At 37.7% G+C, this 16,908-nt stretch carries 12 protein-coding genes; all 12 read right to left on the reverse strand.

Annotation, left to right across the window (positions count from 1 at the left end):
• Nucleotides 1–260: 260 nt before the first annotated feature.
• The 12 genes from I6F45_RS01335 to I6F45_RS01390 all read right to left on the reverse strand — a co-directional run bounded on the left by I6F45_RS01335 (nt 261) and on the right by I6F45_RS01390 (nt 16,875).
• Nucleotides 261–1,391 carry a Vgb family protein gene (locus tag I6F45_RS01335; protein ID WP_197159475.1) on the reverse strand — a complete coding sequence of 377 codons (1,131 nt, stop codon included), beginning with the start codon at nt 1,389–1,391 and terminating at the stop codon, nt 261–263.
• Between the two features lie 107 nt (nt 1,392–1,498).
• On the reverse strand, nt 1,499–3,370 hold the full coding sequence (locus tag I6F45_RS01340) for a CRTAC1 family protein (protein ID WP_197118737.1): 1,872 nt from the start codon (nt 3,368–3,370) through the stop codon (nt 1,499–1,501).
• A 25-nt stretch (nt 3,371–3,395) separates the two neighbouring features.
• Entirely contained in the window at nt 3,396–4,838 is a 1,443-nt protein-coding gene (locus tag I6F45_RS01345; protein WP_197118738.1) for a sulfatase-like hydrolase/transferase, read from the reverse strand.
• A 69-nt stretch (nt 4,839–4,907) separates the two neighbouring features.
• Nucleotides 4,908–6,431, reverse strand: a complete 1,524-nt coding sequence (locus I6F45_RS01350; RefSeq protein WP_197159476.1) for a sulfatase-like hydrolase/transferase — start codon at nt 6,429–6,431, stop codon at nt 4,908–4,910.
• A 178-nt stretch (nt 6,432–6,609) separates the two neighbouring features.
• Nucleotides 6,610–7,500: a family 16 glycosylhydrolase gene (locus I6F45_RS01355; RefSeq protein WP_197159477.1), complete on the reverse strand. Its 891-nt coding sequence runs from the start codon at nt 7,498–7,500 to the stop codon at nt 6,610–6,612.
• 73 nt (nt 7,501–7,573) lie between these two features.
• Nucleotides 7,574–10,000 carry a glycoside hydrolase family 42 gene (locus I6F45_RS01360; protein ID WP_197159478.1) on the reverse strand — a complete coding sequence of 809 codons (2,427 nt, stop codon included), beginning with the start codon at nt 9,998–10,000 and terminating at the stop codon, nt 7,574–7,576.
• A gap of 724 nt (nt 10,001–10,724) precedes the next feature.
• Nucleotides 10,725–12,647 carry a DUF7305 domain-containing protein gene (locus tag I6F45_RS01365; RefSeq protein ID WP_197159479.1) on the reverse strand — a complete coding sequence of 641 codons (1,923 nt, stop codon included), beginning with the start codon at nt 12,645–12,647 and terminating at the stop codon, nt 10,725–10,727.
• Nucleotides 12,648–13,160 (reverse strand): PilW family protein, encoded by a 513-nt coding sequence (locus I6F45_RS01370; RefSeq protein WP_197159480.1) that lies wholly within the window; start codon nt 13,158–13,160, stop codon nt 12,648–12,650.
• Complete coding sequence (locus I6F45_RS01375) at nt 13,157–13,567, reverse strand: type IV pilus modification PilV family protein (protein ID WP_007585189.1); 411 nt, start codon at nt 13,565–13,567, stop codon at nt 13,157–13,159. The genes I6F45_RS01370 and I6F45_RS01375 overlap by 4 nt, the downstream gene beginning before the upstream one ends.
• Nucleotides 13,561–14,013, reverse strand: a complete 453-nt coding sequence (locus I6F45_RS01380; protein ID WP_007585191.1) for a GspH/FimT family pseudopilin — start codon at nt 14,011–14,013, stop codon at nt 13,561–13,563. The genes I6F45_RS01375 and I6F45_RS01380 overlap by 7 nt, the downstream gene beginning before the upstream one ends.
• Nucleotides 14,004–14,402, reverse strand: coding sequence for a type IV pilin protein (locus I6F45_RS01385; RefSeq protein WP_197159481.1), 399 nt, complete (start codon nt 14,400–14,402; stop codon nt 14,004–14,006). Before I6F45_RS01385 ends, I6F45_RS01380 begins: the two co-directional genes overlap by 10 nt.
• Before the next feature lie 1,069 nt (nt 14,403–15,471).
• The gene (locus I6F45_RS01390) at nt 15,472–16,875 is read right to left on the reverse strand and encodes a sugar porter family MFS transporter (protein WP_442961146.1); all 1,404 of its coding nucleotides are present in this window, start codon (nt 16,873–16,875) and stop codon (nt 15,472–15,474) included.
• Nucleotides 16,876–16,908 lie beyond the last annotated feature (33 nt).

Raw genomic sequence — 16,908 nt, forward strand, 5'->3', positions numbered from 1 at the left:
AGACTCAAAATCCCCATTAATAAATAAAATATGTTGTTGAAAATGATCAAAATTGAGTTGTTCAGAAAGAAATTTACGAGGGTTTATAATATTAACTTATGCTCATTAGAATATTTACAGCTATCAAAAGCTGCCAATCAGCAGTTTTGAAAGCGGTAAACCAAATGTATTGCCCATAAATCTAAAGCTCAAACATACACGGCAATACACACGATTTTAATTTAAGAACCTAATTTAAGCGCTTAACTTAAATTAAAACCTTACTTATTATGTAACTTAATTTCACTTACCGTATAAGGTTTGCCATGCCCAGTATTGGTAATGCCTGGGCCTGTAAGCAAGTCAAAATTCGACATAAGCAAAGAGCCTTTATAATAAATAATATCGGCGGGTTGGTCTAATTCACCATTTTCTGAATTGTTATCGGGGTACGATGCAATAACGGTTACATTTTGGTTTGTATCAATTTTTATAACTTGATTATTTAAAAAACCTGCGGCGTATAAATTACCTTGAGGGTCTATAGTTAAGCCATCAGGTCCACTTCCTTTTGTAAGTGTTGCATAGGTACTTTGGCTAAGCAGGTTGTTGTTTGTATCAAACGTTAATTTATAAATTAAGTCGTCACCTAGGTTGGTTACAAACAAGTTGCCCTGTGAATCAAACACTAAGCCATCAAGTCCAAATTTACGTTGCTTATTAGCTGTTTTAGCCAAAAACAATAAATGCGGATCATCTGTACTGTTAGTCACTAATATATTGGTATCTGTGGCCTTAAAACGATATATCCCGCTGAGAGTCTCGGCCTTATTTTTACTTGGCACACGCAGTTGAGTTACGTAAATATAGCCATTTTGATAGCGCACACCGTTTGGCGAACTCATGCCTTTTGCTACTATTTGAGTATTGATGACTTTGTTATTTTTTAAGGTGAGTTTAAGTAATCGAGCTTTGCCAGCACCTTGGTTATCGGCTATAAATAACGCACCATCGGGGGCATAGGCAAGCCCCATAGGACGGCCCTTCCCTTTATTGTTTGGCCCCGATAACTGGGCTATTTTAGTAAACGTTTTATCATTATTAATATTAACCAGCACACCCGCTTGTAGCCCTTTATTGGCATAGTTAACACACGATAAAGTAAGCTCTCCTGAAGGAGAGACAGCAAAAGCGTCTGGGGTTGGGCAATAATCAGGGAGTGATGCAAATAAACTCGCACTCTCAAGCAGTGTATTAGACGTTTTAACAGACGCTAAAGATGCACTTTCGCCCCCTTTATTTATATTTTTATTATTGCTTTGAGCCGTGTGGGTACTGCAACCAAACACAGTAAATAAGCACACTAAACCCGCTAATTTATTTTTAAGATGAGTGATGTTATTTTTATTCATTATTGCTCTCTTTTACTCTTAATTTTTTGCGAAAAAAAAGCAAGGCTTGTTACCAAACCTTGCTTTTTACCTCTCATAGTTAACTTTGTCGTAATCAAACGTTGTAATTAAAAATTGATTACTTGATCTGTCCCAACCTTAGATTTATTGATTACTTCGCCATTGCTGTAACGCACACTTACGTTATCTATTTCGTTGCACTGGCCTAAACCAAAATGAACCACGTTATCAAATGATTGTGTATAAGGTGCGGCATCAGGCGACACGCGCCTTGTAAGGGTTTTACCACAGCCTTTAAGTGTCGCTATAGCGCCAATGGGGCTTGCATTATGCTTAAGTGAATTACTTATACGCAGTAATGCATAGTGATTACTGTTATTGGCTTGATTACTAAATAAGTGCCACTGACCTCTGTCGTTATTCATAATAATATCGACCTGGCCGTCTAAGTTGTAATCAAATACATTTGCGCCTGAGCCAATGGTACCTAAGGTGTTTGTTATTAATCCCGAATGAGTCGCTTGGCTAAATGTGTTATCGCCATTATTTAAATACAGTATTTGCGATGTAGGCGTTACCAAGTTGCCTTGTTTAACAACAAACAAATCTTGGTAGCCGTTGTTGTTAAAATCTCCCACACTTACGCCGGTCGTATTTAAATTTGTTTTAATGCCAGCTTTAGCACTCACATCTACAAATTTTCCACTTTCATTTTTAAGTAACAAATCTGATGGAGCTATTGGTTTTTTATTTACCGTATAATGTTTAACACCGGTTACAACACCCGTTGTAGGTGAAAAAGTATTACCCGCCATACGCCATTTATCATTGCCTATATAACCAACATATAAGCCTTTATTAGGTTGGGTATCGGCCCAGCCTAGGCCATTACTGCTAACAATATTGACGTTTTGACCACTGTGCCTTTCACCTTCAAATTTATATTTATAAGTGCCTTCGCCTACAAATACATCTTGGTTTGGATAAGGTGACTGGTAGTTAACTAAATTAAGCGTATCGCCAATAAGTAAGTCATCATATTTAAATGGTCCACGCTTGGTGTAAAAACCAAATGTGTGGCTTTTAGCATCAAAAAACGTATCGCCTGCTTGTAATGGGTTAGCACGACTTATATATAAATCAAAGTCACCATCATTATCAAAATCGATTTCGCTAACACCCGTCGCATCCATTATTTTATTAGGTAAAACATTGGCGGTTACGTCACTAAAGGTAAAGTCGCCATTGCCTTTTAAAACACGTAAAGCACCGTCGCCGTAAATCACTAAATCGTCAATTTTATCGTTATTAAAATCTGTAATAAGGACTTTTTGACCATCTCGATTAGTTTTTGGTAAATCACTTGCGTGAGTTATATTGCCGCTACCATCGTTTTTATAAATAAAATTACTGGTTTGTTTACCGCTATTAGCCTGCGGGAATCCCATTAGTAATAAATCTAAATGACCGTTGTTATTGGCATCAAAAAACTTACTAGTGCGCCCACGCAACGTTGGCAGTTTGGGTGAAAACTCACCGCCTTCAACAATTTCTCTTTTGTTAAAGTGAAATAACTTAGCATTACGCGCGTTATCGCCAGAGCCACCACCACGCGAAAGCAAAATATCCATTTTGCCATCTTTGTCGTAATCGCCTACGCCAATACCGTGCATATCACCCACAATCAGGTCGCGCCCTTTGTCGTAAACACCTTTATTGTTCCAATACAAACGAATGGTATAACCATGATCGGTAAGTAATAAATCTGGGTAACCATCTTGGTCTAAATCGCTTATTAATGCGTTATCCCATTTACGGCGATTTTTGTTTTCTAATTTAATTGCTTGGTGCTGCTCAGTAAATAATGTTTTGCCCGGTGTTAGCTGAGCACCCGCTAGAGCACTCGCTTGTTGACAACCTAGTAAGCTTGCGCCCATGCATAACAAAGAAACATGCCATACAATAGTTTTTACTTTCATAAAGCCTCCATGAATTTGATAAAACTTACTTAGTTGTTTTAAACGTTTTATCGAATCGTGGCATGGCATCTAATCGCCAGTTAGCACCTTCAGCCGTTTCGTGAAACCATTTTGGTTGTTGATTATCCCAGCTCCATTTTTCCATTTCGCGAACCATGTCGGTTAACAGTGCTTTGTTAGATTTACTTACATCGTGTTTTTCAGAAATATCGTTTTCGATATTAAATAACTGCCATGGTTGCTGGTTAACTTTTAATGCTTTCCATTGGTTCATACGAATTGCAGCATCGCTATAACCTTTACGATGGCGAAGTGCATAAATAGGCTCATCTTTATGTGGGTTTTCATTTTTAATAAATGCAGGCCACATATTTGTACCATCTAAATGTTGGTTTTCTTCAACTTTAGCGCCCGCTAAAGCTGCAAATGTTGGGTATAAGTCAAGTGCCGATACAGGATGCGAAAAACGCTTGCCCGCAGGTACATGTTTAGGCCAATGAAACAACATAGGAACTCTAAAACCGCCTTCTTGTGTACTGCCCTTACCTGCTTTAAGTGGGAAGTTATTAGCGCCTTTACTTAATTTGCCACCGTTATCACTCATAAATACGATAAGCGTATTATCATACTGATTATTTTTTTTCAGGGTTTCTACTAGTTTGCCCACGCCGCGGTCAACTGCGTAAACCATACCTGCGTATGTTTTACGGTCTTTATTTTTTATATCAGGAAACATCGCCATATCTTCGTCTTTAGCTTGCAATGGCACATGCGGTGCGTTGTAAGCTAAATATAAAAAGAATGGATTTTTTTTGTCTGCTGCTTTGTCTACAAAATTAACGGCTTCGCGCGAAAGTGCATCAGTAATGTACTGCGTTTCTTTTACTTCTTTGCCGTTGTGCTCTAGCGGAGTTATGTACTCAAAAATATTTTTTAAGCCTTGTGCCTTTTGCTTTTTATACTGAAGTTGATATTGGTCAGGAAAATAATTGTGCCCACCGCCTAAAAATCCATAGTATTCATCAAAACCACGTTTATTTGGATGATACTGCGGCGCATCACCTAAGTGCCACTTACCGAGAGCGCCAGTAAAGTAGTTATTTTCGTTTAATAGTTTACTAATAAACTTAGCGTCAGTAGGCACGCCTACGTTTGAGCCGCGTGTCGGTAAATTAAATTGTGAGCCAATCTTATGTGGATATCGACCGGTCATTAATGCCGCTCGGCTTGGGCCACAAAACGGGTGCGCTACGTAAGCGTCTGAAAAGGAAGTACCCGATTTAGCAAGATCATCAATATTTGGGGTAATAATATCCTTAGAGCCATTAAAACCAACATCTGCATAACCTAGGTCATCTGCAACAATAAGAATAATATTGGGTTTTTGTTCACTTGCGTGTATGCCCGCAGAGCCAATTAATAAGGCAAGCGATGATAAAGCGCTCAATAATTTTGTGTGTGTTTTCATAGTGCCAATCTCAATTTTGATAATAAAAAATAGCAGGCCAATTAAGGCCCACCAAAGGGCATTACTCGGCTATAAAAAAGCTTTCATGTGGTGATTAAATTTAGTTAATGATGGGTCTTCAATACGCTTAAGCTCTCCTGCCATTTTATGCACTAAATAAGTAAGCTGTTTTTTGTATTTAGGATTATCTATTTGGTTTGTGATTTCGTACGGATCATTTTTTAAGTCGTATAATTCATCGCGGCTGTCGCCTGGATTCCATACAAATTTCATTTCAGGGGTACGTATAGCTCTAATACCAAACCATCCACCGTTGTACCATTCGTAGGCATATAACGAAATATCATCTTTATCAGCATCGGCACTATCGCCTTGTTTCATCAATGGTAAAAGTGAACGTCCATCTTCATCGCCATCAAGGGGGAGTGTCATCCACTGGCGAAGTGTTGGTGCTATGTCTAGCATAGACACTTGGCGGTTAATTATTTTAGGCTCAAGGCTAGGGTCACGAATAATAAGTGGCATACGCATTAATTCGTCATACGCATATGGGCCTTTGTCATAAAGGTTATGCTCGCCTAGCATACTACCTTGGTCGCCTACTAAAATAACGTGTAGGTCGTCGTATAAACCTTCTTCTTTGGCGGTATTAATAAGCTCGCCAACTGCGTGGTCAATCATGGCAATGGCACCATAGTAAAAACTATGCGCTTTGCGCCAATCGGTTTCAGTCATGTGGCTTACATCGTGCCAAGGCCACCAAATATCATCTTGCGCCATTGGTTTATGTTTACGTTCTATACCAAAGTTTTTAGGAAGTTTTATATCTTTGTAGTCGTACATGCTGGCGTAAGGTTCTGGTACGCGGTACGGCGGATGAGGTTGCTCAAAACTAACAATACCAAAAAATGGTTTGTCTGATTTGGCCGCATTTTGCAGCATTAATTTGCCTTCGTTTACTTCTTTAGCTGTTACTGTATCTGCGTATGTACCCGGAAGTGTTTTGTAGTAATCGTGCTTTTCGCCGTTTTTATCGCGTTCACCTGCATTCATACGGGCAACATTTTTTTGTGTTCCATAAGGCGTAAAAGGACGGCCATTACGCTCTTCATCTTTATCGTGCCCCCACATAAAGTTTGCACCGCGCAGTGCTGGGCCTTGTGCGCCTAAGTGCCATTTACCTACATAACTAACATCGTAACCTACGCTTGTTGCACGTTTAATTACGCTGCCTTCACTAAGTGATAACTCCGAAAGGCGAGAATGATAAAGCCCCACGTTATCGTCAAGCCCTGTTTTATGTCCCCACCGCCCAGTAAACATAGCCGCGCGCGAAGGAGAACATAAGCCAGTAGATGTCATCGCTTGATCAAAACGTGTACCTTCGTTTGCTAATGCGTCAATATTTGGCGTTGAAACTGGACCATTACGATAAGAAAACGTATCAAAGCGCATATCATCAAACAGTAAAATAAGCACATTTGGCTTTTTGGCTTCAGAGTTTTTCAGCTCGGCATCTTTTGCATATAAATTGGGAGCAAATAATGTGCAGCACCCTAATAGCATCACCATTTTTATTTTAAATAAGTTCATGTGTGTGTCCTTTTAAACAACTAAAAATTGCTACGTCAGTGTTTTAGCAATCTGCCTGTACTTTATTATAAAAGTATAAAATTGATTTTAATAATATAAACATATGATGTTTAAGTTGACAACAAATAAATTTAATTTGGCTAATATTTACACTTTATTAGAATGGGTTTTAAGGTTTTTATTGCTTTAACCACGTTCTCACGTAATCAATTTCCATTGATGTTGGAAAACCTTGTGCTGACTGATTATCTGAAGGATAAAATTGATTACATTTCCATTGTGTATGCGGTGCGCGTAAGCCCTGCGACAATGTTAAGTTCATCTCGCGGTGCCAGTACAAATTCTTTTTATAGCCAACCTGAACGTTATCTACATACCATGTAATGTCGTCTTTGGTTACATTAACCCCATAAGTATGAAAGTCTTCACTGGGATCAAATGGTAAGTGATAGCCATTATGATTTGTTTCTGGCGAGCTACCAGGTCGCATCCACTTTGGTGCGCCATCTTTTATAACAATATTATGTAGGTCGTGGTCCGACTCCTGAAGCGTCTGTTTTTGAGTTAACTCAACTACGTCTATTTCACTATATTGCACATCGCCTTCATTCGTTAAAGTACGATCTATTTTGCTGTACATCCAAAATGCAGGTGACACTCCCGGAAATTTATCCGCACCCTTTATACGTGCCTCATAATATCCGTAACTCCCTGTTGCTCTAGATTTAGCAACTCCCGAAGTGTAAAACAACCTATAATTAGGCACTTTTGTTTTATTACAGCCATCCCAAAACGTTCTTAAATGCGTTTCTCGTTTAGTGGTTAGTTTTAATATGCCTTCAGAAACACTGGCATTTTCATCTTTCCAAGACCAAACACCGTAGTTTTCTGTTTGAAAATTCCATTTTTCAGCATCTTTAATATCAAACTCATCTGAGCGATCGGTTTGTAAAACCCAATTTTCGCCTGGTTGCGCAATATGAGGCATCGGCTGAGCATTAACCCCTGCACTACCAAGGATTAAGCTCAACGATATTGCTATTAGTTTAACCTTATTATTTGTTTTCATTTGCTATCCACAACTTAATGTATCGTGTTAATTGAAAAGCGAGCACATAGGTATGTACTCGCTAAAAAACTATTTATTGAGCTGCAACTTCAACAAGCAAGACACCCTCAGAAGGAATATCAAAGCTGGTGTTCATTTTATTGCTCGTCATTAAGTTTTTAACATGAATAGATTTACCATTTTTAAGCGACAGATCAACGGTTGCTGTTGTGTGGCCTAAATTTAAAATATTAACCAGGTAACTACCATTGTCTTGCTTAACAGTACGCCATGTTGTGGTTTTAAATGACTCACCATTATCTACTTTTACAACAACATCAGGCGTACTACCCGAAACCTCTGCAAGTGCAGTTTGTTTAATAGCTTCAACGTCTGCGCCTTTTGGCATAACAATAAGCTTACCTTTACTGGCAACTAACTTAGCCTTACGCGGATGCCCATACTCGTCTAAAGACAAGCTTTGCGCTGAATCTAAAATAACGGTACCGCCTTTGTTTAAATACCCTTGAAGCGCTTTAAACTCTTCATCTGTAACAAAGTTATTGCGATAAACCAGTATTGCATCCCAGTTGCTATTGTCTTGCTTTTCGATTACATCTTTAGTTGCAAAACCAAGCGGGAAGCCTTCAAAAAATAAATTTTCGTAAAGTGTGTAGCCCTTTGTCATATAGTCGTTTGTATTAATTGCTGTTGTTTCAGAGTAAAACAAACGAAGTGGACGACGCTGCTCTCTAAGCTCAACAATTTCCTCAGAAAAACTATTAAGATCAAACATTACTTGGGTAACTTCGTTAGTTACATGTGGCTGCATATTGTTAGAACCCGCAAATGCACCGCCAAGACCTGGGTCAAAAAAGTCCAGTTCGCCTTCTAAACGATCCTCTGGTGAACCATCTGGATCACGCGCCCAAAACCAGCCCATATTGGCATCCATACCAAGTAAAGTTGCAAGCCAATAAACACTACGTACATAACTTGTACGTGTGTCTAAATCTCGCCACTGACCAGATGATAAAAAATGAGACTCTGAATTTACATTAATTTTATTAGGCGCAACTGATTCCATAAAGTCATGAAACATAGTAACTATGCCCCAGTTATACGCGTATTTTTCAATCCACTTAGATGACTTACCAGGACGAATATTTTCGCTACCAAACGACTTAGCATCGTGCCCTACCATGGTTGTTAACTCAGCTAATGCTTCGGTATCAATACCGCCAGAGCGTGAATCGTCCATAAACATGCGCGGCATAATTTTTATATGGGTATCAGCGTCTTCATTTACAGAATGCAGTTCGTTTTGAACGTAAGTAAACCAGTCAGTACTTCTGTCCATATTGTAACGCGTCCAGTCGTACCACTTAGGCTCGCCTTTAATCGCAGGATCAATAGGTATCTCAATAGCTACATCTGTAAACTGGCTAAAATGCGTTCCCCAGTTTTCATTTAGCTCGTTAATATCACCTTGGTATTTTTTATCTAACCAACTTCTAAACTTATTTAGTGTGTATGAAGAGATGCTGGTCATTTCTTCATATTTTTGTGTCCAATGGCCTTTTTCGGCGTACCAATGCGGCTCGTTAGCTAACACAAACCCAACTTCAGTTACTTTTTTGCCTTTAGTAAGCTCACCCGTTTTACGAATTATTTTACCCCAAAGATCTCGCGCTAATGGGTTATCAATATCGAATCCTGTAAATAACGAACGGCCTTTTCTAACTTCTGGCTCTTGCTCTTCAACCCACTTTGGAATACCCATTAACCAGTAAACTAAAAAACCAATGTTGGTATCAGGGATACGCGTTAGCTCTTTCATTAACTCTTCGTCAAAAGTGCCATCTTCACGCACTAAAAATGAATTAATGGCACGGTCGTGATCTACCGGGTATAAATCTTCACCGCCATGATAGAGCGCGCCTAAATGATCGTTATAAACATCTTTATTTGTAAGTGGCTGACCAACACTCTTTGAAAAATAGTCATATAAAAAAATAGGCTTGCCATTACTAACAAACATATTGTCTTGTGCTTTAGTATTTTGCCAATCAACCTTATTTACAGGGCGGCGTTTGATTTCGCCTGCAAGCTCTTTAGACAAGTCATCAATACCTTTATCTAAAATTTGAATTACTTTTTCGCGTTCAAAATTTGGTAACTCTTTTGCTAACCTTTCCTTGTCCGCTGCATAGTGGCGCTCGTAACCAAAAAGCTTTACAACCGCGTCGTAATTATTTTCATCCCAGTTAGCAAATTTTAAAAACTGCTCTGCAAACCAAACTACGCTTTCTTCACGAGTCACATCAATCTGTTTTGTTTGAGCTTGTTCCATCAGCTTTTTAAGTTTACTGATTTTTAAAAGAGCAGATTGCTCGTAACTATTTTGAGAAGCGCTTAGTGTTTCTGTGCTATTAACTTTAGCTACGCTTTCTTGCTGCGAGCATGCTGTTGTAAGTAGAAATAAGGGGGCTAGTGTGAAGCCTAATAGATGTTGTCTCATATTTTCTCCCGTTGAGGTCGTTATGTGTTAACAGGTTTTTGCACTGCTGTTATTATTTAATATCGACAACATACATCATATGTTTATATTTGTAATTCCTTTTCTTTCTGGAAAGTGAAATATTTCATGATGGCACCACATACTTATCTAACTTAAATGTGAATGCTTTTTAGTCTTTATGATGGCGATCCTAATTGATAAAAACTATAAGGATTTAAAAATGAAAGTATTGAAGGAGAATGATCTTAAATTTATATTATTGGACTTGAAATTAATAATATGCGCCAAACCCGTTACTATGGTTTTTGCACTTATTAAAAAGGATAGTATTTACTCTGTTATTGGTACAAGCTTTTTGTTTCATATAAAAAATTTAATAAAAATATCACTGAAACAAACCCGGCAAAAGCAGCTAAACTAATGTCTATAAGCATTACATTGAACAATCCGGTAATTAAAAAGTTAGCTATCCACTAGTATAGTAGGTTTCAAATTCGCTCCAAAATGTAGCACCACTGCCACCATGAAATTGCTAAGAAACTGCAAAGAAAAACAAACGTGGCTCCCGAGCTCCTATTTTTACCGTTTTGACATAAACGTATATGAAAAATTAAGAGCGTTTGGTTTTACGTTCGAGTTTTAAATTTTAGAATATTAATAAGAGCAATTAATTTAGCAAGCCTAATAGCTTCTCTTATATAAATAAGCTTATTAGCAGTATTTTTTATTCATTACTTTGTTCAATGGGTGTAAAGCGCCACCCTTTAAAAACTAATTTGCTTGTTGATCCATTACCACCAGATGAAGAGCCACCAAAACTTGCTTCATTTAATGCCGTGTCAAAGTGAATACCACCGGCGCCGCTTACAATAACGGTATCTCCTAAAATAGAACCTTTAAAACCGACAGCTGAAGTAACTTTAACTTGTGTAAGTGGTGCGTATATAACAGCGTAAAGCTCTCGTGTACCACCTGAAAACTCTATCCCAGTGTCACTTCCACTGTATGAACTATAAATACTAAAAACGGGTCGGCCTTCATTTGTAACTCCATTATCTGGTGCGTAAACTTGTGCCCCATTTCCTATCTTAAGTTTTCCTTTAATTATTATAGTTAAACTGCTGTTATCAGGGATCGTTAGCGAACTTGCGCCATTCATTGTAAAATCACCATCTACAAACATAACCGCATTGTGGTTGCTTTTTACCTGCATTCGCCCCTTAATTTTCACGTCATCAAAATAAAATATTTGAGTTGCTGAATCAAGAAAAGCTGCAGCTTTAGCAGTGATGGCACCATCTGGAGTACTTCCAAAATCTACTAAAAAGTTAGCCTCATTAGTTTCTAATTCGAGTAAGTCACCTGCACTGCTATTATTATTTATAAAAAGATCAGGGCTTGCCGTATTGACTGACACACCATCAATTGCTGTTGCAATATCAAGTGGATCACACGCAGTTAACCCTCTATTATTTTCACTTTCTGGTGTTATTTTTTCAACTGGCTCAATAGTTGGTATTGATATGTCTGGACTTGATACTTTATAAGGTGAAAAAGCATACTCTGGTGTGTCGCCCTTAAAAGAGCCATTACCTGCGTATCTAAGGTCTTTACTATCAATAGTACTGCCCCACTGTTTAAGCGTCACATTACCTTGAACACGCACTCCACCGTATACACTTCCCCCTGTTTGCTCATAATTCCCGGAGGTATAAACGCCGTGCCGTATTGTTGTTTGATTAAGAGCGACTAAATCATATGAACGAATTGTTCCTTGGACTGCATTACCTGTAATAGAAATTGGACCTGATGAACTAATATCACCACCAACTGGAGTTTGCTTTACTGATATAGATTGGTTTGCTGAAATACTACCTGAAACAGTACCACTACTTTGTGTGAAACTTAGATATGCCGATGCATCCCCTCCAACGACCACGCCACCAGAGAGTATTAAATTTCCATTACTATGAATATTGCCTTTAATATCAGCGCCTTGAATAATTGATAAATTACTAGAGGATAGAACATTACCTTCAATTGTACCGCTACCATTGAGCGTAATATCACCAGAGTCGTTAACTGTATTAACAAAAGATTCTTCTGATGTATTTTTGTTACCATCAGCTAGTGTGTCGTTATAATCCCCTAAAGACGAATCATAACTATCAATTAAGCCACTTCCACTAATTGCAACACCAGAACACCCTGTAATTCCATTAGAAAAAACTGAGGCACTGCTGGTCGTTCCGCCCCCACCAGCTACATATTCGAATATAGCTTGCATTTGGTTCTCACCTTCAAAGCGAGTACCTTCGCTAGAAATTAAAATATCGCCATTACTGTCAATCTCAATGGTTGCATTGTATATACTAGATTCAAGCGAACTTGTACCAGAAACTTCACTATTATGGGCTATTAAATCGTTAATATTTATAGTCGGATCTGCAAGCATTGCTGTTTCTAGTTTTTCAATACTTGAAAATACCCCTTTCTCAGACATCAACCTTGCGTTCAATTTTTTCTGAAAATTACCACTCAAGCGCTCCTGGATCACACTATCTCTAAGAGTACTAAGTACAACAATTGAAGCCATAGATGTTAAAATAAGTACAGTAACAAGTGTAAAACCAGATGTATTTTTCATTTATTGAAATGCCTTATTCATTACCATTTGCGACAAAGATATATCAATCACTAAGCTGTTATTGAATTGGCTTGGTAAGTTTGTAGGTTCTACAAGGACACTCACTACGTTGTTATCAATTACGTAGCTAATTGCATTAACACCTTTTAATATTTTTACTTTTCCATTACCTATATCACAAAATAATGAGTCGTCTTCGTGACTATATTTTTCAGTGAATGGCGCACTAATAGTTAAGCCAGTACAAGCAGATGACCCCATCTCTTGCTCAACACTTAGAATATTATTTGTGTAAGTAGGGACTGAGTTGGTTTGTTTTAGACTTCGTGTAAATACTTTACTGCTAAATCGGATTACATCTAATGCATTTTCTAAATCTTTTGCTGTGCTGGTACTGCTATTAATTGAAGAATAAGCCAGACTCACACCGCCTAATAGAAACATACCTGCAGCAAGTGCAACCATAAGCTCTATTAAAGTAAAGCCTTTATGTTTATTTATTAGATGTTTCATGGCGTGCAACCATCAGGTAGTGTTGGGAAGCTTCCTGTAATTACAACACGGTTTTCTAAATTGTCAGTCAAACGCTTATCTTGCCAGGTTACTTCAACCGATAAATCATTTGAAAAGTTAGCAGGTAGAGTGAGTGTATATGCATCAATTTGTGGGGATAAATAATTTCTAAAGTCAGTATCGTTGTACAAACTTGGATCTGTTTGTTGTAGCTCGCATAAATGAGGCCAAATACGCTCTAAAACATTATTAGCCTCAATTATTGACACCGTATAATTAAAGCTGTTTGTAATATATTGCAATGATTTTAGTTGACCTGAAGCAAGCCCTAACAATGCAACCGTCGCGACAATTAAAGCAACCATAACTTCTAAAAGAGAAAATCCTTTGCTGTAATTTATTAGCATGTCTCTGGGGCCTCAACTAACCAACTTTGTCCACTTTGTAAAATACATAAAGTAAAGTCGCCAGTTGTACTGTCCTTATCGCTCACCAAGATTTGATACATTTGGCCTAATTCACCCGTACTTGAAATATTAATATTCTTTAAATCTACAGAAATGCTGCTATGTGTAGTTTCAAAAATATTTAACGTGGTTTGCGTCGAATTAATAGCAGTTTTTACTAGCCATTGTTTATTCAACGTTTTGATAGAAACACTTTGATCTCTTTTAATGGCTTCACTACGCGCAAATTTAAAAACACTGTGCAGTTGATTCGAATTTGTAACTAATCTATCCCGCTTTATAAAAGTAATAAACGAAGGAGTCGCAACTGCAGTTAAAATACCAATAATGGTCATCGTGATTAAAACTTCGAGTAAAGTAAAACCAAGGCTTTTTTTTACCAGCATTTAGATTTATCTGCTGACTTAGTACCACTTTGATTTACAGACAACTTGCCACACTCATCACTTTTCTGAGCACCTTTAGGTGTAACTTGTATTGTAAATTCAGACCCATTTGAAGCGCCTGTAGTTGCATCGGTTGTATAGCTAAAGGAGTAATAATCTGAGGTAGGAAAAGTAAATGTATTTGGGTAACCACCAACACGAGTGTATTGCCTTTCTAAAACAGCTGTTTGCTGTAGTAAAACCTGTTGGATATCAGCTCTTCGACTTTGTTGTATGTAACTCGTATAACTTGGAAGTGCAATTGCATATAAAATCCCAATAATTGCAATTACTATCATTAATTCTATAAGAGTAAAACCGGAAGGTTTCTTAACCCGCTGTGTGTCCAATTATTTAATTCCATTATTTATAGCAATATGTTTAATTTTGCAAAAATTAAGCCAAGATTCATTTTGTAGTACATGATAGTGCCAAACAATGTGCTGTCAATAATATAAAAGTTTGAATATTAAGGATTGTACGATTAACTTCAACAATACCCTGAATTAAACTAACACATCTAAAAAGTTGCACTAAAACAGTGCGTTAGGTAACTCCTTAGAATAATTATATATTTAATTAAAACCAACCCTTAAGTACTGCAGGCTTTAGCATTTTATTTATTTAATAAATAGGCGTGGGTTATTACTCTAAAAAATAATTTAAAAAAATTCGTGCGGCCTTTTACCTCACTATTTAAGTTTCAAAAATAATTACCTGTATTTTATTTAAGCATTTTTATATTGAATTTTATCCACTAGAAACAAAACCTCCCGTGTGTTATTTTTAAAAATATAAGTAATTAACCAGTTTAGGAGCTTTTCTTGAAAACTACGCCGCCCTAAGCAAACACGTCTATTTTCATCAGCACACTTCGTGCAACTCTAATCGCCGCCTGCGCGAGAATCTCTGTTATTTAAATAAAAAAAAGCCGAGGGTCAAATCTTGACTTCAGATATCAAAATTTTTGAATGACGGGTTCTCGCTCACTGCAGACTATCAGCTGTATTTGCTTTTTAGTTGCTTATTACACAAACTGCGCAACTACGTCTTGTTAAAAAAAACTACGTCACGTCTAATATTATTCATTTTTAGAACATGGCCGAAGGTTGATGACCCAGTTAACAACTAAGGGAAAACAGCGATGGAGGCAGCTTAAATCGAAATAATAAAAGTGTAAAAAATGATGTTAAACGCTATTACTGATCGTGATATTGAACAAGCGACTTACACTTTACTTAAATGCATTAGTAATTTAACTATTGAGAAGTGAGATAGTTACTGCGAGTTTATAAAGTGTTTGGGTTTAGTAAAAAAAGCTTAACGAGTGAAGCAGTATAACAACGCCAAAACTATTGCTTTAGTTCTATTATTCTAGTTCTATTGCTTTAGTTTTGGCGCTTATTAAAGGGATAATATTTACCCTTTCATTTGTTCAAGCTCTTTGCCTTTGGTTTCGTGTAAAAACTTAAATACAAATATAACTGAAACAAACGCGCAAAATGCGTAAAAACCATACGCCCCTGCTAAACCAATGCCTGTGAGCATGACAGGGAACGACCAAGTAATTAAAAAGTTAGCTATCCACTGGGCAAAGCCGGTAACTGCAAGGCCAGAGCCGCGAATTTGGTTAGGGAACATTTCGCCTAACATAACCCACATTACAGGCCCCCACGATAAGTTAAAAAAGAACACATACGCATTAGCGGCTATTAAAGCAACTATGCCCTGCTCTCCTAATTCTAAGTTACCTGTTGAGCCAATATCTGCGTTTAAAAAGGCATAAACAATAACCGAAAGCGTCACTGTCATGCCAATTGAGCCGGTTAACAAAAAAGGTTTTCTGCCAATTTTGTCTATAAAACACATGGTAATAAACACCGCTAAAATACTTACAAAGCCGCTTATTATATTAATAAGTAACGCGTCAGATTCAGTAAAACCGGCTGCTTGCCAAAGTACCGCGCCGTAGTAAAAAACAACGTTAATGCCGACTAATTGCTGAAATGTAGCTAAGCCAATTCCTATCCAAACAATGGGACGTAAACGTTTTTTAGGTTTATCAATAAGATCAGATAATTTAGGTTGGTGTTTATCGCCAGCAAGAGACTCTGCTATTTCATTTAATTTATGAGCGGCAGTTTTATCACCATATAATGACGATAACACCCGTGCAGCAGCGTCTTTTTTACCAGCCATAATTAAGTATCGAGGGCTTTCGGGGATAAAGAATAAAGCGATTAAAAATAAGCATGCAGGTAATAATTCAACCCAAAACATCCAGCGCCATGTTTCAAAGTCGAGCCAAAATATAGCCGTAGAACCGCCAGCAGTATTGGCTAAAAAGTAGTTACTCACAAATGCGCTAAACAAACCAAAAATAATAGCCACTTGTTGAAGTGTAGAGAGCGTGCCTCTGTATCGTGCGGGGGCAATCTCGCTAATATAAGCTGGGGTCATAACCGACGCAGCCCCTACAGCTAAGCCGCCTAAAATGCGATAAATCACAAATTCAAACGATGTGACTGACACACCCGAACCCCAAGCACTTATAATAAATAAAGCAGCGGCAAAAAGTAAAATTAGACGCCGACCAAATTTATCAGCCAATCGACCTGCGCAAAACGCACCAATAGCACAACCAATTAGCATGCTCGATACGTTAAATCCCGTACCCGCACTACTGGAGCCAAACGCCGTTTGTAATCCATCAACAGTGCCGTTAATTACGCCGCTGTCAAAACCAAATAAAAACCCGCCAATGGTCGCAACAAAGCAAACCAGTACTATTAAAAGTACATTTTCTTTCTCGTTCATAAGTATCCATATTGTGTGTTGTTGTTATTTTATATAGAT

Source organism: Pseudoalteromonas sp. SWYJZ19 (assembly GCF_015864375.1).
GTDB lineage: Bacteria > Pseudomonadota > Gammaproteobacteria > Enterobacterales > Alteromonadaceae > Pseudoalteromonas > Pseudoalteromonas arctica.